This window comes from Pseudarthrobacter sp. TE3704 (assembly GCF_056279405.1).
Genome location: NZ_JBWCCJ010000001.1, coordinates 161,341 through 178,982, shown reverse-complemented (window position 1 = coordinate 178,982; position 17,642 = coordinate 161,341). Strand labels below are relative to the sequence as shown.

General features: G+C 64.8%; 17 protein-coding genes. 12 read left to right on the top strand and 5 right to left on the bottom strand.

Features of this window, described 5'->3' with window-relative positions:
* Window positions 1-120: 120 nt before the first annotated feature.
* From ACZ9BC_RS00880 to ACZ9BC_RS00860, 5 genes are all read left to right on the top strand, one after another.
* Window positions 121-660 carry a GtrA family protein gene (locus ACZ9BC_RS00880; protein WP_476244322.1) on the top strand — a complete coding sequence of 180 codons (540 nt, stop codon included), beginning with the start codon at window positions 121-123 and terminating at the stop codon, window positions 658-660.
* Window positions 657-3,716, top strand: coding sequence for a galactose oxidase-like domain-containing protein (locus tag ACZ9BC_RS00875; protein ID WP_476244321.1), 3,060 nt, complete (start codon window positions 657-659; stop codon window positions 3,714-3,716). Before ACZ9BC_RS00880 ends, ACZ9BC_RS00875 begins: the two co-directional genes overlap by 4 nt.
* 2 nt (window positions 3,717-3,718) lie before the next feature.
* Window positions 3,719-4,432, top strand: a complete 714-nt coding sequence (locus ACZ9BC_RS00870) for a hypothetical protein (RefSeq protein WP_476244320.1) — start codon at window positions 3,719-3,721, stop codon at window positions 4,430-4,432.
* An 80-nt stretch (window positions 4,433-4,512) separates the two neighbouring features.
* Window positions 4,513-6,180: a glycosyltransferase family 2 protein gene (locus ACZ9BC_RS00865; protein WP_476244319.1), complete on the top strand. Its 1,668-nt coding sequence runs from the start codon at window positions 4,513-4,515 to the stop codon at window positions 6,178-6,180.
* Window positions 6,177-7,718: an ArnT family glycosyltransferase gene (locus tag ACZ9BC_RS00860; protein WP_476244318.1), complete on the top strand. Its 1,542-nt coding sequence runs from the start codon at window positions 6,177-6,179 to the stop codon at window positions 7,716-7,718. Before ACZ9BC_RS00865 ends, ACZ9BC_RS00860 begins: the two co-directional genes overlap by 4 nt.
* A gap of 85 nt (window positions 7,719-7,803) precedes the next feature.
* Here ACZ9BC_RS00860 and ACZ9BC_RS00855 read toward each other — a convergent pair whose 3' ends face one another.
* Complete coding sequence (locus tag ACZ9BC_RS00855) at window positions 7,804-7,965, bottom strand: hypothetical protein (protein ID WP_476244317.1); 162 nt, start codon at window positions 7,963-7,965, stop codon at window positions 7,804-7,806.
* Between the two features lie 194 nt (window positions 7,966-8,159).
* Window positions 8,160-10,853, bottom strand: a complete 2,694-nt coding sequence (locus ACZ9BC_RS00850; RefSeq protein ID WP_476244316.1) for an AAA family ATPase — start codon at window positions 10,851-10,853, stop codon at window positions 8,160-8,162.
* Window positions 10,854-11,318: 465 nt separating this feature from the next.
* Between ACZ9BC_RS00850 and ACZ9BC_RS00845 the strand changes: the two genes are divergently transcribed.
* From ACZ9BC_RS00845 to rplI, 5 genes are all read left to right on the top strand, one after another.
* The gene (locus ACZ9BC_RS00845; protein WP_476244315.1) at window positions 11,319-12,734 is read left to right on the top strand and encodes an amino acid permease; all 1,416 of its coding nucleotides are present in this window, start codon (window positions 11,319-11,321) and stop codon (window positions 12,732-12,734) included.
* Between the two features lie 286 nt (window positions 12,735-13,020).
* Window positions 13,021-13,326 carry a 30S ribosomal protein S6 gene (gene rpsF / locus ACZ9BC_RS00840; RefSeq protein ID WP_015939036.1) on the top strand — a complete coding sequence of 102 codons (306 nt, stop codon included), beginning with the start codon at window positions 13,021-13,023 and terminating at the stop codon, window positions 13,324-13,326.
* A gap of 74 nt (window positions 13,327-13,400) precedes the next feature.
* The gene (locus ACZ9BC_RS00835; protein ID WP_079597906.1) at window positions 13,401-13,979 is read left to right on the top strand and encodes a single-stranded DNA-binding protein; all 579 of its coding nucleotides are present in this window, start codon (window positions 13,401-13,403) and stop codon (window positions 13,977-13,979) included.
* 128 nt (window positions 13,980-14,107) lie between these two features.
* Complete coding sequence (rpsR, locus tag ACZ9BC_RS00830) at window positions 14,108-14,347, top strand: 30S ribosomal protein S18 (protein WP_003800144.1); 240 nt, start codon at window positions 14,108-14,110, stop codon at window positions 14,345-14,347.
* 17 nt (window positions 14,348-14,364) lie between these two features.
* Window positions 14,365-14,817 carry a 50S ribosomal protein L9 gene (gene rplI, locus ACZ9BC_RS00825; protein ID WP_079597905.1) on the top strand — a complete coding sequence of 151 codons (453 nt, stop codon included), beginning with the start codon at window positions 14,365-14,367 and terminating at the stop codon, window positions 14,815-14,817.
* 62 nt (window positions 14,818-14,879) lie between these two features.
* Here rplI and ACZ9BC_RS00820 read toward each other — a convergent pair whose 3' ends face one another.
* Entirely contained in the window at window positions 14,880-15,302 is a 423-nt protein-coding gene (locus ACZ9BC_RS00820) for a DUF1801 domain-containing protein (protein WP_476244314.1), read from the bottom strand.
* 129 nt (window positions 15,303-15,431) lie between these two features.
* Here ACZ9BC_RS00820 and ACZ9BC_RS00815 point away from each other — a divergent pair, with 129 nt between their 5' ends.
* Window positions 15,432-16,058 carry an FMN reductase gene (locus ACZ9BC_RS00815; protein ID WP_476244313.1) on the top strand — a complete coding sequence of 209 codons (627 nt, stop codon included), beginning with the start codon at window positions 15,432-15,434 and terminating at the stop codon, window positions 16,056-16,058.
* Between the two features lie 60 nt (window positions 16,059-16,118).
* On the top strand, window positions 16,119-16,445 hold the full coding sequence (locus ACZ9BC_RS00810; protein ID WP_476244312.1) for a TFIIB-type zinc ribbon-containing protein: 327 nt from the start codon (window positions 16,119-16,121) through the stop codon (window positions 16,443-16,445).
* A gap of 33 nt (window positions 16,446-16,478) precedes the next feature.
* Here ACZ9BC_RS00810 and ACZ9BC_RS00805 read toward each other — a convergent pair whose 3' ends face one another.
* Both ACZ9BC_RS00805 and ACZ9BC_RS00800 read right to left on the bottom strand, forming a co-directional pair.
* On the bottom strand, window positions 16,479-17,051 hold the full coding sequence (locus tag ACZ9BC_RS00805) for a hypothetical protein (RefSeq protein ID WP_476244311.1): 573 nt from the start codon (window positions 17,049-17,051) through the stop codon (window positions 16,479-16,481).
* Between the two features lie 4 nt (window positions 17,052-17,055).
* On the bottom strand, window positions 17,056-17,514 hold the full coding sequence (locus ACZ9BC_RS00800) for a hypothetical protein (RefSeq protein ID WP_476244310.1): 459 nt from the start codon (window positions 17,512-17,514) through the stop codon (window positions 17,056-17,058).
* Window positions 17,515-17,642: the final 128 nt, after the last annotated feature.

Sequence of the window (17,642 nt, the reverse complement as noted above, 5' to 3'; positions counted from 1 at the left end):
TGAACCAGCCATATCCCCGCACCGGTGTCCACTCGCGAGGCCGAACAGCGTCCCACGCTGCCTAGCTTGAAGGCAGTACGACGCCTCGGCAGCATTTTCGAGCTCAGGACTACGGTGAATATGACTACTCCTTCCTTTCAGGACACACACCTCGCCACCGCCGCGTCACCGGTGCGGTCCGGCCAGCGCTCGGGAAAAATGACCGTCACTCCAATGGTCGGCCGGATGTCCCGGTTCGCAGCCGTGGGGGCATTCGGCGCAGTGCTCAACCTCGTGATCATGTCAGTCATGCTCGGCATGGGAACGCACTACCTTGCAGCGGCGTTCGTGGCCACGGAGCTGACCATCCTGAGCAACTTCCTCATGCAGGAGCGGCTGGTGTTCCACGATATGCGTGAGCGCCGGCCCTTCTGGCAGCGCTTCGCAGCCAGCTTCGGGTTTAACAACATCGAGACAGTCGTCCGCATGCCAATGCTTGTGCTCCTGGTGGACCTGCTGCTCATCCCCGGCCTTGTCGCCCAGGCGGTGACCCTGGCGGCCGCGTTCCTGGTCCGCTTCGCCTTCACGTCCCGGGTCATCTACCGGGTCCGGCCCTCGGCCGGCATACCCGCGGAGGTCCCTGCAACCGCCATCACCCCGGTCGGAGCGGAATCCGCATGAACCGTCGCGCCCGCCCCCGCTTCGCAGCCCTCCTGGCTGCGGCCAGCCTGGCTGCGACAGGGCTTATTGTCCTGTCCCCTCCCGCTCAGGCAGCCCTGCCTACGGGCGTCCTGGTGGCTCCGGCCAACAACAGCACCCACGTTGCCGGTGCCAGCATGCAACTTAGTGCCACCGTTCAGGACACCCCGGGTCCCACCGGCCCCACACCCGGTGTCCGCCAGGTCGAGTGGTGGCTGTATGCCGACAAGAACCATGGCGCCCCCACAGATTTCTCCGACCAGTACCCCAATAACGTCGAGGACAAGATCAACCTCGGTGTGGCTGCAGCGCCCGCCTCGGGCACTGCAGCGAATGGCACCTTCGAGGCCAGCTTCACCGTGCCCTCGGGCGGGACCATCGCTGTGGGCTGGGACGGCGACCACACCACCCCGATCCCAGGCGGGCAGACCCGTCAGTACACGCTGCCTTCGGGCACGTACCGTGTCCAAGCCCACCTTCAGGACGACGAGTGGCTGGCCAACCCGGGAACACCCGGCCTGACGCAGGTCCACACGATTACCCTCGACACGGGTACCGCGCCCCCTCCTCCGCCGCCGGGGGATGCCACCAATCTGGTGTCCAATGCTAACTACGCCACAGGTACGGGCATCCCGACCTGCTGGATGGAGGGGTCGTGGGGTACGCACAGCCGTTCCGGCGCGCTGTCGGGCACGGATGTTCCGGCTGGATCGCCGGCTGGCACGCGCAGCTTTGCCTACACGGTGAGTGGCTACCAGAGCGGTGACGCAAAGATCATGGCGTCGGACGCGGCAGGTTGCGCCCCGACTGTCAGCCCTGGCACGAGCTACACCCTTGGAGTGCAGTACAAGTCGACGGCGGCCACCAACGCCATCCCGCTGTTCACCGCGACGTCCACAGGCGGTTGGCAGTACTGGACGACACTCCGCACCCTGCCCGCGGCCGCCGGCTGGACGCAGGTCACCGCGCCGGTTCCCGCCATCCCGGCCGGCACTACGCGGCTGTCGTTCGGAATGTCGGCGGTCGGCAACGGCACCGTTATGTCAACGGGCTGGACACTCACAGCGGGTTCACCTCCTCCTCCGTCGGACACCACCAACCTGGTGGCCAACGGCAACTATGCGACGGGCACGGACATCCCTACCTGTTGGATGGAGGGGTCCTGGGGTACGCATAACCGTTCCGGCGTGCTGTCGGGCACGGATGTTCCGGCCGGGTTCCCGGCTGATACGCGCAGCTTTGCCTACACGGTGAGTGGCTACCAGAGCGGTGACGCAAAGATCATGGCCTCGGACGCGGCGGGATGCGCCCCGACTGTCAGCCCTGGCACCGGCTACACACTCGGCGTGCAGTACAAGTCCACGGTCGCCACCAACTCAATCCCGCTGTTCACCGCAACATCCACAGGCGGTTGGCAGTACTGGACGACACTCCGCACCCTGCCCGCCGCCGCCGGCTGGACGCAGGTCACCGCGCCCCTGCCCGCCATCCCGGCAGACACCACGCGGCTGTCATTCGGAATGGCAGCCATCGGCAACGGCACCGTCATGTCAACGGGCTGGACGCTCACAGCTGCTGTGGGCACCACCACGCCCCCACCCACCACAGACCCGCGCGCCACCATCGGTGAGTGGGAAATCGCCTCGATCACACTGCCTAACCGGGGGATCCACCAGACGCTGCTTCGCGACGGGCGGGTCCTGGTGATCGCCGGCTCGGGCAACGACGAGGGCAACTTCCGGGCAGGTCAATTCACGACGCACGTCTGGAACCCCACGACTGGCGCAATGACTCAGGTCCCCACGCCGGAAGACATGTTCTGCGCCGGGCACGTCACACTGCCCGACGGCCGCGTCCTGATCCAGGGCGGGACCAAGGAGTGGTGGACGCCGACCAGCGGCTTTAAGGGGTTGCGCTCGTCCTACATCTTCGACCCAGGGACGAACCAATTCACACGGACCAATGACGCCAACGAGGGCCGCTGGTACCCAACACTGACCAAGCTGGAGAACGGAAACGTCTGGATGGGGGGCGGCCTCACCGACGCCGCGGGCACACACGGTGCACACACCACGGAGATGTTCAACTCCGCCACAAGCTCCTGGCTGCCCACCTCCCAGGTGCCCCAAACCTGGAGCTACTGGGGCGAGTACCCGCACATGTTCCTGCTGGGCGATGGACGCATGTTCTACACCGGGGCACATACCTTCGGAGACCAGCGCCCGGGAAGCGGGTCGTCGCTTTACAACTGGCGCACCGCCCAGGTCGCCGACGTCCCAGGCCTGCGGGACAAGGACCTGCGCGACCACGCCGGTTCCGTGCTGCTGCCGCCGGCGCAGAACCAGCGCTTCATGATCGCTGGCGGTGGCTACATCGACCGGGGTGCGGCTCCCACCAACGCGGTGGACCTCATCAACATGAACGAGACCAACCCGACCTGGCGCCCCGGCCCGGACCTGCCTGGACCCGGCCGTCAATACCTCAACCTCACCAATATGTTCGACCGGACGGTTCTGGCCTCCAACGGAGCCGCAGGCAACCGCATGGGCGACATCAGCGCGGCCTCGATTTTCAACCCGGCGACCAACACCTGGACTACTATCCCGGCTGATCCGGTGGGTCGTAACTACCACTCGATGAACCTGCTCCTGCCTGACGGACGCGTCATGATCCTCGGATCAAACCCGATCGACGGGTCGGTCGAGATGCGCGTCTCTATCTACAACCCGCCATACCTGTTCCGGGGCACCCGGCCCACGGTGACGTCTGCCCCGGCCGACGCAACCTACGGGCAATCGATCAGCCTCGAGGTCACCGGGAACGTCGCAAGCGCCTCGCTGACGAGCCCGATGTCATCCACCCACCAAATGGACACCAACTCCCGCCTAGTGGACCTGCCGATTACCGGCAACGGCAACACCAGGACCGCCCTCGTCCCGAGCAACGCAGCTCTGCTGCCGCCCGGGCCGTACATGCTCGCGGTCCTGGACGACAAGGGGGCCGTCTCGGTGGCCCGCTGGATCACGATAGGACGATAAGGATGAAAAAGCGCAGGACGCTGGCCGCCGGGATGGTGGCCCTGGCCTCCACCCTCGGGCTCATCGGAATGGTCGGCACAAGCGTAGCCGCCCCCGGGGATTCCCCGGCCGCCACACACGCGCAGCACTCAACCCATGCTCAGGCAGGCAGCCAGGGCGGTGCTTCGTCCACAACGAGCCCCCCGTCAAACGGCACCGTCCCCGCCGCCGCTTCGGCACTGCCTGACGTGGCAACTGTCGGCGCCCGGCCGGGCAACGGCAAGCCGAAAAGCCTCAGCGACGCCCTTGCCGAGCCGCACGGTGTTGCCTCTGCCGACACCGGGCCGGGTAACGGCAAGCGGCAAAGCCTCAGCGACGCCCTGGCCCAACCGCACGGTCCGGCAGCAGCGGGCGTGACCACCGAGGGCGCTGGGGTCAACGACGGCACCACCAAGCAGGCGGTTGGCCTGAAGATGCGGTCCCTGGCACGCGGGGAACAGGACGCCGGAGTCAACGACGCCGCACGCACGGGCGGTTGTGCTCCCGGCTACGGCGACGGCCGCTCGTGTCTGCCGGTCGCCCCACCCAGCGCCGCACAGCATGCCGGTCACAACATCAATGTGGCCTGGACCTGTACGGAGCTGCTGACGCTTTTCCCGCAGGGCATCCCCCTCCAGGTCCGGGGCACCGACCCCCTGGGCCTGGACGAGGACGGCAACGGCATCGCCTGCGCCTGAGCACCATTCCCGAGCCATGCCGGGTCGCTGAACCGCAGTGACCCAGCCTGGTGCCCACGCCCTTCCCCGTCTGGAGAGACATGACATCGCTCGCCATCCGCACCGTACCGCCAGAGCCCACGGTTGTGGCACCGCCGAACGACCAGGAGAAGTACGCCTACATCAAAGGATCCCAGCACCGCTGGTTCTTCTGGGCGCACGCCTTGGCGTTCCTGGGCATCGCCATCAGCTTCTACGGCTTCTCGCGCATGGAACACTGGACGCTGGTCTTCCTCATCCCGCTGGTGTTCTACGCCGCGGAGACGCTGCTGGGCCTGCGCACATCGACCTACAGGCGCAACGTGACCCTGCCGGACCACCTGTTCATGGTCGAGACGTGGGCTCCCGTGAAGTACCCCTCGGTTGATGTGTTTTTGCCCACCGCTGGTGAGCCGCTGGACATTCTCAAGAACACCTACTCTTACGTGTCCAAGCTCGACTACCAGGGAACGGTCAAAATCTACGTCCTGGATGACATGGGCCGTGAGGAGGTCCGGGCTGCCGCCGCGGCACACGGCTTCGAGTATGTCGCGCGTCCGGGCAGCGAGTTCAAGAAGGCGGGCAACCTGCGCTACGCCTTCGATCGCAGTTCCGGCGACGTAATCGCGATCTTCGACGCCGACTTTGTACCGCGCCCGGACTTCCTTTCCGAGCTTTTGCCCTACATGGACGACACCTCTATCGGCATCGTACAGAGCCCGCAGTTATTCTCCACCCCCAAATCGATGCACTGGCTGGAGCGGGCCGCCGGCGCAACCCAGGAGATCTTCTACCGCCTCATCCAGGTCAGCCGCGACTCGGTCAATGCGGCGATCTGCTGCGGCACATCGGCTCTGTATCGCCGGGCCGCGTTGGACAAGATCGGGGGGTTCCCCCCGATTGCGCACTCTGAGGATGTGTTCACCGGCATTGAGATGGGCAAGGCCGGCTACCGGCTCCAATACGTCCCGGTGAACCTGTCCCAGGGGATCTGCCCGGACACCATCGACTCGTTCATAAGCCAGCAGTACCGGTGGTGCGAGGGCTCGATGGAGCTCGTCAGAAGTGAAGAGTTCCATACCAGCTCGGGTCTGGACGCGCGCCAGCGGCTCTCATATTGGTCTGGCTTTTTGTACTATGCCACCACGGCGATGAACGCGTTCTTCGCCCCGCTGCCCATCCTCATCATGATCCTGGTCTTTCCCCAGTACATGGTAGCCGCGAACTTCCTTCCCCTCTTGCCACTGCTGGCGCTGTGGCTCGTGGTTTACCCCCTGCTGCTTTCGTCGCGCTGGAGGCTCGATGTGCTGCGGGCTCAGCTCATCTACTCCTTCGCCCACGCGGTGGCAATCTTTGACGTCTTCTTCGGGCGGCCGTCGGAATGGATTCCCAGCCACGGCAGTACCAAGCCGGCCCCGTTGGCGGTCAAGGTCAAACGCCTCATCGTCGGGTACGTCGGTGTCACGTTCGGCGCTGTGATTGCAGGGCTCGCCTGGCGGCTGTCCCAGCCGGAGTACGCGATGGCCGACTGGTGGGCCGCCGTGGTTTTCGTGGGGGTAAATGCGTACGTCTTCGTGCCGGTGTTCCTGCTGGCGCTGGGTATCGACCTGCCACGGGTCAAGCTGCCCTCCCGCAAGCTGCGCAAGGAGGCTGACGTCAACGGACAGCTGCGCAACCCTGTTGATCTCTTCCGGGGCATCAGCGGGGACAAGAAGGGTGCGCGCGCATGACCACCATCGCTCCCAGCCGCCCCGAGGCGAGGGTCCCCGTGTGGGGGTTGGCGATCGCCTCTTTCCTGCCCGCGAAAGTACGACCCGCCGCCCGCTCCTGGATGAGGCACCTGCCACTGGGCCTGATCCTGCTCGTCCAGGCAATTGCGAGCCTGCGGCTGAGCAATACCATCCATCGCGATGAGGGCCTGTACATCTGGACCGGCTACCGGATCATCGAGAACTGGCTTCATGGTACGCCGCTGTTTGACGAGCCCGCCCATTACTTCTCTGGGGCCCCGGTGCTCTACCCGGTCATCGCCTCGGTCCTGGACCGGGTTGGCGGCCTCGAGCTGGTGCGCATCTTCAGTCTGTTGTGGATGCTCGCGGCGACAGCCGCGCTCTACGCCGTAGCCAAGCGCCTCTTCCACGCCAAGGCGGCGTTTTGGACGGCTGCCGCATTTGGCGTGGCGAGTCCAACCTCGTTTCTCGGGCACTTCGCAACCTTTGATGCCATGGCCCTGTCTCTGCTCGCCCTGGCCATGGCTGCCGGGGTCCGGGGGGTCCAAACGCGCCGGCTCGCCTGGGCGCCGGCTGTGGGCCTGCTGCTCACGGTCGCCGTCGTTTCCAAGTACGCGGCCCTTATGTTCGTTCCGGTGGTGCTGGCGGTAATTTTGTTGTCCTCGCATCAGCGCTGGCGCAGCATCCGGTTCACCGCTGCGGCTGGCATGGTCACCGCCGCGACCCTCGCCGCCCTGGCGCTCACCGTCGGCAGCCCCGCCGTGGAGGGGCTGATCACCACAACGACTGACCGAAACGTGATCAACAACACGCCCTGGCAGGATATAGCGATGATGACTGCGAAGAGCATCTGGCCATACTTGGTGGTCGGCCCGGTCGCGGCCGGGTATGTCGCACTGAAGCTGCGCAGGCCGCTCCTGGCCGTAACGTTGCTCGGGGCCATGCTCGCCCCGGCCATTTATCAGGGATACATCGGCGAGAGCGTCTCGCTGGAGAAGCATTTGGGTTTCGGGCTGCTGTTCGTCTCCCTGGCAATCGGGGCCCTGCTATCCGCCCACATCATCCACCCGGCCCGCAGACTGGTGTCGGTGGCCCTCGTGGGGGTCCTGGCCATCGCCGGTCTGGCTGAGAGCCACCGCCTGTACGGCGGGTGGTCCAACACAGAGAAGCTTTCGGACATCATGGCTTACTCCTGGGAGGCGACACCCTACATGCGGACCCTGGGCGACGTCGTGGAGCCAATGCGTTACCGGTTCATGCACGATACGGAGGTCTGGCAGTTCACCACGACGGACTGGATCTACTACGACGGCCAGCATGGCATGCAGGCAGCCGAAAACGGACTTCGTGACCGCTACTGGCAGTACGTCTACTTCAACGGAGCCACACCGGCGAGCCGCGATCTCATGCCAAGGATGGAGTCATTCGGCTATGAGCTCACGAACACGATCACCCTTCAGAACTCGTACGGCACCGACACCTATTACGTCTGGGAAAACTACGAGCCTCCCCGGGGGGCAGCAGCAACCGAGCGATGACGGCGCGTCAACATGGATCATGTCCCCTGGGGCGTCGCGTTCGTAGTGCCGGTCGGTGGCCCGGGACGCCCGGACCGTGCCCTGGTCACGGGTCCAGGTCCCACAGTCTGGGCATGCCGGCGCGGGCCAGAATCCGGGAGACTGTCCGGGCACTGGTGCCGCAGCGCAACGCTATATCCGTCGGCCCCTCGCGGTGCTCCACGCGTCGGGTCAGGACATCGGCAACGAATTCTACCGGGAGTGGCATGCGGGCATGCCTTTGGTCTGGAGCTACGTCCTGAAGGCCGTCCAAGCCGTGGGCCCCGGTACCGGCTGATCCACAGGTGGGCACAGGTCCGCGAGACGCCCATTTACGCGGCTACATGGGCAATCGGACGGCAACCAGCAACCTAAGAGGTCTTCACCTATTCACGCTGTAACCAACGTCTCGACTCAGTACACCTAGAGAACCGGCAAGACGTACTTCTGCCGGGACGGGGTCTCCTTGCTGGCCGCCAAGGCGGTCAACTGTGCCCGCGATTCCACTCCCAGCTTTCGGTAGATGGCAGTAAGGCGCACCTCCACGGTCCGGACGGAGACGAACAGCTTGGCGGCGATTTCCTTATTGCGCATGCCGCGGGCCACCATGTGTGCAAGGGCACGTTCATGGTCTGCGAGCATCAGCAACGCCGGGTTGCCGGCACTGCGGGACGGCTCCACCCGTTCGTCCAGAAGGAGGGCGTCAACAAGGTGGGTCCAGGCATGCGCTCCGGCCTCGTCAAACAGCACCTTTGCGCACAACAGCCGGTCCCTGGCCTCCCGCAGCTGGCCCAAGGCACCGAGCCGCTCGGCGTAGCACAGCAAAGTCCGCGCACGTTCCAGGAGCGAGTCGTGGCCGGTTCTGCTCTCCAGGGCCTGGTTGAACAGCTGAAGCGACTGCTCCCCGTCGGCCAGCATTGCGCGACTGCGGGCAACAGCGCTGAACAGCCAGGGTGACCGCAGCCCAACGGATCGGCTTTCCAGGCGCTGCAGGGCCTGCGTGGCCTCGCGGTGCCGGCCCAGCCGGATGAGGACCTCCACAAGGTCCGGCTCACACCGCAGCAGCGTTGGATTGCCAAAACCCATGCCGATCTCCGTCGCGCGGGACAGCTGGGCAAAGGATTCCGCGAGGTCTCCCCGCAGGAGGGCAAAGTGGCCCTGGCAGGCAGCCAGCTGGGCGCTGATGGCCGGGTGGCTTTCCGCGCCCGAGTAGCGCTGCGCCTCAACGGCGTACCCCTGCGCCAGCGTCTCGTCGCCCAGGGCATGGGCACGCCAGAGCCGGAAGACATGCCGCATGCCTCGGTGGTACTTCATTTCAGGTTCATGGCGTTCGAGGTCATCAATGAGTTTGACTGCCGCACGCACGTTTCCCGCCCGGATCTCATTGTCCACCGCCAGGAACAGTGCGGTTTCCCGCCAGATGGTGTTGCTTGCCCCCGCATCGCTCCGCACCATGGCGAATGCTTCCCGCGCATGATCGTAGCGCTCCGCGTAGCTGAGGGAACGCCCCTGAACCAGGAGGCTGGGCATGCGGGCGTTTCCCGCCGGCTCGTGCTTCCTGCTGACGTTGCCGGTGTCTCCGCCCATGGCAGCTGTCAGCAGTTTGGCGCGGTCAGCAATGGCCAAGCTCTCAGCCGATGCTGAGCCGTGGAACTCAGCCCCCAAGGTGAGAAGTTCTGCGGCATCCTTCGGCTCCCAGCGTTCGGCATAGTAGAGGGCGGCGCCGGCCAGCAGGCTGGCCGCATATGCCGGGTCATGCTGGCCACATTCCTTCACGAGGCGCTGCACCATGCTCGAACGGACCGTCCCGCCCTGGATGAACTCGATCTCGAATGACAGGCCGGTCAGCCGGAGGATCAAGGCGGGATTGTGAGTGACCCGCTGCGCCCAGTCCAGGTAACGCCGGGCGTAGACGAACTCGCCCCGGTGGAACAGAAGCTCCGCCAGGGTGGTGAGGCGGGCAGCGGTTTCGGCTTCCCACGGATTGATGGTGAGGGCACGTTCGATGTACTCCACCGCGAACGGCACTTCCCCTCCGCGGATCAGGCCAACCGCGCTCCGGAGCAGCCCAAAGGGGGTCTGCCGTTCGAGGGTGGTGAAGCTCAGGTGCCAGCGGCGCGCGTAGGGGTCGGTGGCTTCGGAGGCCTGCGCCAGGGCCCGGTGGCCGGATGTGCGGACCGCCGGCGTCATGGCGGCGAAGACATAACCCCGGAGCAGCTGGTCCCGGATTGCCAGGTGTGGCCCGGACCTGCTGACCATACCGGTGGCCAGCAGTTCGTCCACCCCGGCCCAGGCATCCGGGCTGACTTTCTCCAGCGTGGCCATGTCACTGCGGCAGGACAGCGAGAGCAGGTCCAGGACGTGGCGCGCGCCCGGCGCCAGCGTGCCCACGGCGGACGCGTACCCGGCTTCAAAGCTGCCCTTGCAGGGCAAGGGGACGGGCAGGGCAAATTTGCCCTCCGCCTGCCGTTCCAGCAGCCGGTGGTAAAGCTCGACGGCGGCGAGCGGGTTTCCCAGGGTGGCTGCGGCAACCGCGTGGGCCGCCGCCGTCGTGGTGTGCCGCCCGGGCATTGCCTCCAGCATCCGCACACTGTCGCAGTAGCTCAGGGCAGCAAGCTGCAGGGCCGGCAGCCCGCTGAAGGGGCTGTCCTGGATGTCTCCGCGGACACTGAGAAACAACGCGATGTCCGTTCCGGCAAGCCGCCGGGCCAGGAAACCGATGACGGCCTGGCTGCCGGGATCCAGCTGGTCTGCGTCATCGATCACGATGACGGTCCGGGACGATGAGCGCTGGCACAGGGCGTTGAGGAGCATGCTCGACACCCTTGACACGTTCATGGCTCCGGCGGCGTCGCGCAGGAGCTCATCGCTGATCCGGTTCAGGACGGGCTCGTCCATGCCGTTGAGGAGGGCCGTGAGCCCCGAGAGTGGCCAGTCCGACTCTGCCGCGCTGGCGCCCAGGAAGACCGTACGGTAATCGCCCAGGGTAGGAATCTCGGACAGCAGGGCCGACTTTCCCGCCCCGCGTCCACCCACCACCGCGAGGGCGGACTCCTTGGAGCTCCGGATGACCGAAAGGATCCGGTCCAGTTCTTTGCTTCGGCCAATTAAGGACATGCGGTCTCCCCATCAGAAGGAGACCGTTATCCAGCGCTACCAGTTCCAATACGAAGCCGCGCCGTCCGGTCGCTTGCGTAACCGGGGGTTCGGCAAGCTGTCGGCTCATCACCTCCAGCACGGTACCCAGCCGTTAGAAGTGAATATAGCGCCGCCCAAGGACGGGCTGGCAGTCGAATAACCGCTGGATTCCATCAAGATTGCCGCATTCGTTTCCTCGACGTTTCGCAGTTGCCTCCTGGTAACCTCTTGGTTCACAGAACTGCGTGCGCCTGTGGGAAGATCTGATTTGGCCTCCCGCCGTCTGTGCCGATGCACATGAGCCCCCCGCCTTCTCCGCGTCTAGGGTGGGAGAAACATGTGACCCGCAGCACTGGGCGCCGGCTTGCCCGGCGACCGCCCCGGCCTGTTGCCCCCGGCGCAGGTTCCCATCAATTCGCAATGACCCAAAAGGACGGCGCACCCATGCCCGCTGACCAACAGTTAGTAAAGTCGCTCAAGCCGCGGCACCTCTCCATGATCGCGATAGCCGGAGTCATCGGAGCCGGCCTCTTCGTGGGCTCCGGCGCGGCTATCCAGCAGGCCGGTCCCGGAATCCTGGTGGCCTACATGGCGGCCGGCATTGTGGTGATCCTGGTGATGCGCATGCTGGGCGAAATGGCGGCAGCGAACCCCGAAACCGGCTCGTTTTCCACCTACGCCGACAAGGCGCTGGGCCGCTGGGCGGGATTCAGCATCGGCTGGCTCTACGCATGGTTCTGGATCATCGTGCTGGGCATCGAGGCTACGGCCGGCGCGGCCATCATGCACCGGTGGGTACCAGGTATTGACCAGTGGATCTGGGCCCTGATCCTGATGGTCCTGCTCACGCTGACCAACCTCGGTTCGGTGAAGTCCTACGGCGAGTTCGAGTTCTGGTTTGCCTCCATCAAAGTTGCGGCCATCGTGCTGTTCCTGCTGTTCGGTGCCGCGGCCATCCTTGGCCTGGTGCCCGGCGTCCCGGCGCCCGGCCTGACCAACCTGCTCGATAACGGCGGGTTCATGCCGAACGGTCCCGGTGCGGTCCTGGCCGGCATCCTGGTTGTGGTCTTCTCCTTCTTCGGGGCGGAAATTGCCACCATTGCAGCCGGCGAATCCGAGAACCCGGTGGACGCCGTCAAGAAGGCCGTAAAGTCCACCGTGTGGCGCATCCTGGTCTTCTACATCGGTTCCATTGCCATCGTTGTCACCCTGCTGCCGTGGAACGATGCCAGTGTCGCCAAGAGCCCCTACGTTGCCGTTATCGAACTCTTCGGCATCCCCGGTGCCGGCACCATCATGGACGTCGTGGTCCTGACCTCCGTCCTGTCCTGCCTGAACTCGGGCCTTTACACGGCCAGCCGCATGCTCTTCTCGCTGTCCAAGCGCGGAGACGCACCGGCCTCGTGGACCAAAATCTCCCGGCGGGGCGTTCCGGCCTCGGCAGTCCTGGCCTCCACGGTTGTGGGTTTCGTGACAGTCGGCCTGAACTATATTGCCCCGGACACCGTCTTCCTGTTCCTGGTGAACACCTCAGGTGCCATCGCCCTGTTCGTCTGGCTGGTCATCGCGTCATCCCAGCTGGTCCTCCGCAAGCGCATGGGCAGTGCCGCCAAGGACCTCGCACTGAAAATGTGGCTGTTCCCCTACCTCACCTGGCTGGCGATCGGCAGCATCGTGGCTCTGCTCATCGGCATGATCATCCTGGAGTCCACCCGGGAATCGCTGCTGCTGTCCGTCGCCCTGGCCGCGGTTGTGGTGGCCATCGGGGTATGGCGCTACCGCAGGTCCGGTCCGGCCGCTGCCGCCGGGGACGCCGGCGAACCGCAGGACGTGCCCGTGAAGGCGGGTCCGGCGTCGTAATTCCCCGCCTTGCCTGACCCTGACTGAAAACCGCAAGCCCGGAGCCGCCCTCGGCCCCAGGCGGGCGGTTTTCCACATACGGGCTGCCCCTGCTGCCGTTCGGCAAGCGTCCGCCCTAGGCTCGTGTCAAGCGCGAATCGCCTATCCGGTCCAAATGCACTAAGATATTGAAGTCTGTGCTGCGTCCTGCCTCCGTTCCGGCGGCGGGGCATCGCACGGCATCGCAAATGAACCTCCTGTTACGGAAATGCCGTAACCGCTTAGCCCAAAGGAGGTGGGTTCACATATGCGTCCTTACGAATTGATGGTAATCATCGACCCCGAGGTCGAAGAGCGTACCGTTGAGCCGTCGCTTCAGAAGTTCCTGAACGTCATCACCAACGATGGTGGAACCATCGAAAAGGTTGACATCTGGGGCCGTCGCCGGCTGGCTTACGACATCAAGAAGAAGTCCGAAGGTATCTACGCCGTGGTGAACTTCACCGCCAAGCCGGAAACCGCCAAGGAACTTGACCGCCAGCTGTCTCTTAACGAGACCATCATGCGCACCAAGATCACCCGCCCCGAAGAGCAGAAGGTTGTTGCTGAGTAATTTCAGCACCGACTTTCATTCTTTACCCCGCAGGAAACGCACTCTTCACCCAGGATCGAACAAGGAGGCAGTAGATGGCAGGCGAGACCACCATTACGGTCATCGGTAATCTCACCAATGACCCGGAATTGCGGTTCACACCGTCCGGTTCGGCAGTAGCGAACTTCACCATCGCTTCCACCCCGCGTACCTTTGACCGCCAGTCCAACGAGTGGAAGGACGGGGAAACCCTGTTCCTCCGCGCCGCCGTCTGGCGTGAAGCAGCCGAGAACGTCGCCGAGTCCCTCACCAAGGGCATGCGCGTGATTGTTACCGGCCGCCTGAAGAGCCGTTCCTACGAAACAAAAGAAGGCGAAAAGCGCACCGTCATCGAGCTTGAGGTCGACGAAATCGGCCCCAGCCTGCGTTACGCCAATGCCAAGGTCAACCGCACCCAGCGCTCCGGCGGCCAGGGTGGACAGGGCGGCTTCGGCGGCGGCAACAGCGGCGGCGGCTTCGGAGGCGGCAACTCTGGTGGAAACCAGGGCGGCAACTCCGGTGGCGGCTGGGGCGGCGGCAACCAGCAGGCTGCACAGGACGATCCCTGGGCCACGCCCGGTGTCTCCAACGCAGGCGGCTGGGGCAACGGCCCCGACTCCGAACCTCCCTTCTAAACAAACCAATAAAGGCCCGACGCCGGGACCGCACCAAGTGCCTCACGGCACCCGAGCGGCTGCCGCCGTCGGACCACCACCATCCCGTGGATCAACATCCACGGGCTCCCTAGATTAGGAGCTCCACGATGGCTAAGGCTGAACTCCGTAAGCCCAAACCAAAGTCCAACCCCTTGAAGGCCGCTGACATCACTGTCATCGACTACAAGGACGTAGCATTGCTGCGCAAGTTCATTTCCGACCGCGGAAAGATCCGCGCCCGTCGCGTCACCGGCGTTACGGTCCAGGAACAGCGCAAGATCGCACAGGCAATCAAGAACGCCCGCGAAGTTGCTCTGCTGCCTTACTCCGGCGCTGGCCGCGGCTAAGGAAGGGATTAACTAACATGGCAAAGCTCATTCTGACCCACGAAGTAACCGGTCTCGGTGCTGCTGGCGACGTTGTCGAGGTCAAGGACGGTTACGCACGTAACTACCTGCTGCCCCGCAACTTTGCCCTGACCTGGTCGAAGGGTGGCGAAAAGCAGGTTGAGTCCATCAAGGCTGCCCGCGCCGCCCGCGAGCACGCTTCCCTGGAAGACGCTCAGAAGCAGGCCGCTGCACTCTCCGCCAAGCCGGTCAAGCTGGTTGTCAAGGCCGGTGAGACCGGACGCCTGTTCGGCACGGTCAAGCAGGCCGACGTTGCTGACGCTGTTGAGGCCGCAGGCCTTGGCCGCATCGACAAGCGCAAGGTTGAACTGCCGGCACACATCAAGTCGGTAGGTTCCTACCAGGCAAACGTCCGTCTGCACGACGACGTTGCTGCTGTGATCGACCTTGAGGTCGTAGCTGGCAAGTAGTCTCTGACTGCAGGAAAGACCCCCGTCGCCGTAACCCGGCGGCGGGGGTTTTCTCTTGCTGTTCAGGGGGTATGAAGTTCGGCCATCACGTGCCGGTATCCGCTCCGGATCAGCCCGGCGAGGACGTCACGGTCGACGTCGTCCAGCCTGTTGATGTAGAGGCACGCCGCCCTCGTCCTATGCTTGCCGAGCGCCGGGAGCAGCCTGTCCGCGTCCGGGCCGTAGGTGAGGCTGTAGAGGGCGAGGTTCGCCTTGCGCGGTGAGAATCCTACGGCGGCGGAATCGCCCTCCCGTCCGCTGCCGTACCGGTAGTGGTACCTGCCGAAGCCGACGATGCTGGGACCCCACATGATGGCGTCCTGCCCCGTAACGGACCTCATCAACTCCAGCAGTTCAAACCCGTCAGCGCGCCGGGCCGGGTGTTCCACGGACGCCAGGAACTCCTCCACGGGCACGTCCGTGGGCCCGGTCTTGTTCTCATTCATCCAGGTAGTCTGGCAGACAGGCGGCAGCACAGGGAACATTCCCCGCGGGAATACTTCCGGGGCAGCATCAGTTCACCGTATAGATGCAAATGCATGTATGGTGAAGTGAACGAGCAACAGGAGAATGCCATGGAAACCCGCCGCATCACAGTTCTTTCCGCAGGACTTGGCGTACCGTCGTCGAGCCGCCTGCTGGCTGACCAGCTGGCCGCGTCGGCTGAGCGGCAACTGGCCGCGGCCGGATACGACGTGACAGTGGACGTCGTGGACCTCCGGGACCTGGCCGTGGACATCGCCAACAACTTCGTGACCGGCTATGCCGCTCCACGCCTTGCCGACGTGATAGCCGGCGTAGAGGCGTCCGATGGAATTATCGCCGTGACCCCGGTATTCAGCGCATCTTTCAGCGGATTGTTCAAGTCATTCATCGACGTCCTGGACCCCAAATCCCTGGACGGCAAGGCGGTCCTGCTGGGCGCGACCGGCGGTACGGACCGGCACCAGATGGTCCTGGACTACGCCATGCGCCCGCTGTTCAGCTACCTCCGCACGCGAATGGCGGCAACCGGTGTCTTTGCCGGTCCCCAGGACTGGGGCAGCGTGGACGGCGGCGGATCGTCCCTCGGGGAGCGGATCAACCGTGCGGCCGGCGAGTTCACCCGGCTGCTGGAAGGGCCCCAGCCAGGCCGTAAGCCTGCTCCGATGGAGTCCCTGCCCTTCGAACAGCTGCTGGCCGGGATTTCCGGAAACCGCTGACGCCTGGCGGCGGCGAACTTTCGGGAGGCGCCGGTCGTTGTGCGGGACATGAAATGCCCAGTGGATTCCGTAGACCTTCTGATGACCGAGCGCAGCGGGGTGGAGATCGATTACTGCCCGCAGTGCCGCGGCGTCTGGCTGGACCGTGGCGAGCTCGACAAGATCCTGGACCGGGCCGCGGACATGCCCGCTGCATCTCAGGCCATGCCGGCGCGTCCGGCACCCGGACCCACGCCGCCACCGCTCTACCCCAACTTCGAGCCCCGGCGGGAGCAGCCTCGCTACGACGACCGCAAGTACGGAAAACAGGGGCACGACCGTGACTATGACCGCCGGCACCAGCAAAAGAAGAAGGAAGGCTGGCTGGGCGAGCTGTTCGACTTCTAGTCGCGGCGTCCCGGCCCCTTCCGGGCGCCGGCCTTAGTCGTCCAGCAGTTCGATGAACTCCCGGGCCTGCTTCATGGAAATGTCGGAGTGCCGGGTGAGTGCCGTGGCCGCGGCCTCCGTGTCACCATTGCGTGCCAGGGTGCGGATCCTGCCGTAGATCTCGTCATTGAGCATGTTGCTGCTGACCTCACGGGTCACGTCGCCTTTGCTGGCGATGGCCCGGTACCGGTACGGGAACCGTTGGGGCTCATCGTCCTCGTCATCGTCCTGCTCCGGGCCGGCCACCTCGGGGCTTCGGTAAGGCTGCGGGTGGGCTGCCAGTGCGCCCACCGCATCGCGGGAAGCCCGCAGGCCATCGCCGGTGGCCTCGTAGTACAGCTTGATGGCGGCCATGGCCTGCCCCTGCGCGATCAACGCATAGAGCCGCCTGTGTTCGTCCTCTGACAGCTTGGCAGCGGCAGTGCGGGCCAACTCTGCGGACGTCGCAGCCGGCTGTGCCGGTTCGGAGGTGTGTGTTGCCTTCCGCCTGCCCATGGCGCGGACTGCCAGTGCAACTCCGGCGATGACAGCCAGGAGGATGAGGACAGGGACCACAAGCGATTCCATTGTTCTAGAGCCGTTCTATGTATTTTTTGGCGGTGGCCAGATCTGATTGCGTTGCTTGGCGGAGCAGCTTGATGGCCTGCACCTTTTGGCCGCTTCGGACCATGGCCTGCAGTTGCATGGCCAGCTGATGGTTCAGCTGGCCACCCCCGGCAGGCATTAACCCGTGGTGGCCCGAACCCGCGGCGGCGGCCTGGTTCAGCATGTCCATCCGGGCATGGTCCTGCTGCTGGGTATGCTGCTGCGTGTTCTGGCTGGGACGGGTCTTGGCCTCCAGCCTTGCACGCGCCGCAGTGGCGGCCTCGACCTGGGCTGCATAGTGCCGGGCCGAGCGCTCCGCGAGGTCGCGCTGGTATTTTTCCGCGTCCGACATGCCGGCGTCGCGGGGGGTCAGCGCCGTGAAGATCCCCCAGATGAGCGCCACCAAGACAATCGCAGGCAACAGCACCAGCAGTAGTTCGCCCATACATAGAGCTTATGCCAGATCCACTTTATCCACAGCAATATTCACCGATGCGCATACAGGAGGAAGGGCTGCAGGGCAAACGCTTGACGGCGAATATGAGCACGGCCACTTCCCCGGCACGAACTTGG

What these genes read in the sequence shown, in the direction of transcription:
- ACZ9BC_RS00880 (WP_476244322.1), top strand. Translation starts at nt 121, where the DNA reads ATGACTACTCCTTCCTTTCAGGACACACACCTCGCCACCGCCGCGTCA.
- ACZ9BC_RS00875 (WP_476244321.1), top strand. Translation starts at nt 657, where the DNA reads ATGAACCGTCGCGCCCGCCCCCGCTTCGCAGCCCTCCTGGCTGCGGCC.
- ACZ9BC_RS00870 (WP_476244320.1), top strand. Translation starts at nt 3,719, where the DNA reads ATGAAAAAGCGCAGGACGCTGGCCGCCGGGATGGTGGCCCTGGCCTCC.
- ACZ9BC_RS00865 (WP_476244319.1), top strand. Translation starts at nt 4,513, where the DNA reads ATGACATCGCTCGCCATCCGCACCGTACCGCCAGAGCCCACGGTTGTG.
- ACZ9BC_RS00860 (WP_476244318.1), top strand. Translation starts at nt 6,177, where the DNA reads ATGACCACCATCGCTCCCAGCCGCCCCGAGGCGAGGGTCCCCGTGTGG.
- ACZ9BC_RS00855 (WP_476244317.1), bottom strand. Translation starts at nt 7,965, where the DNA reads ATGCCACTCCCGGTAGAATTCGTTGCCGATGTCCTGACCCGACGCGTG.
- ACZ9BC_RS00850 (WP_476244316.1), bottom strand. Translation starts at nt 10,853, where the DNA reads ATGTCCTTAATTGGCCGAAGCAAAGAACTGGACCGGATCCTTTCGGTC.
- ACZ9BC_RS00845 (WP_476244315.1), top strand. Translation starts at nt 11,319, where the DNA reads ATGCCCGCTGACCAACAGTTAGTAAAGTCGCTCAAGCCGCGGCACCTC.
- rpsF (WP_015939036.1), top strand. Translation starts at nt 13,021, where the DNA reads ATGCGTCCTTACGAATTGATGGTAATCATCGACCCCGAGGTCGAAGAG.
- ACZ9BC_RS00835 (WP_079597906.1), top strand. Translation starts at nt 13,401, where the DNA reads ATGGCAGGCGAGACCACCATTACGGTCATCGGTAATCTCACCAATGAC.
- rpsR (WP_003800144.1), top strand. Translation starts at nt 14,108, where the DNA reads ATGGCTAAGGCTGAACTCCGTAAGCCCAAACCAAAGTCCAACCCCTTG.
- rplI (WP_079597905.1), top strand. Translation starts at nt 14,365, where the DNA reads ATGGCAAAGCTCATTCTGACCCACGAAGTAACCGGTCTCGGTGCTGCT.
- ACZ9BC_RS00820 (WP_476244314.1), bottom strand. Translation starts at nt 15,302, where the DNA reads ATGAATGAGAACAAGACCGGGCCCACGGACGTGCCCGTGGAGGAGTTC.
- ACZ9BC_RS00815 (WP_476244313.1), top strand. Translation starts at nt 15,432, where the DNA reads ATGGAAACCCGCCGCATCACAGTTCTTTCCGCAGGACTTGGCGTACCG.
- ACZ9BC_RS00805 (WP_476244311.1), bottom strand. Translation starts at nt 17,051, where the DNA reads ATGGAATCGCTTGTGGTCCCTGTCCTCATCCTCCTGGCTGTCATCGCC.
- ACZ9BC_RS00800 (WP_476244310.1), bottom strand. Translation starts at nt 17,514, where the DNA reads ATGGGCGAACTACTGCTGGTGCTGTTGCCTGCGATTGTCTTGGTGGCG.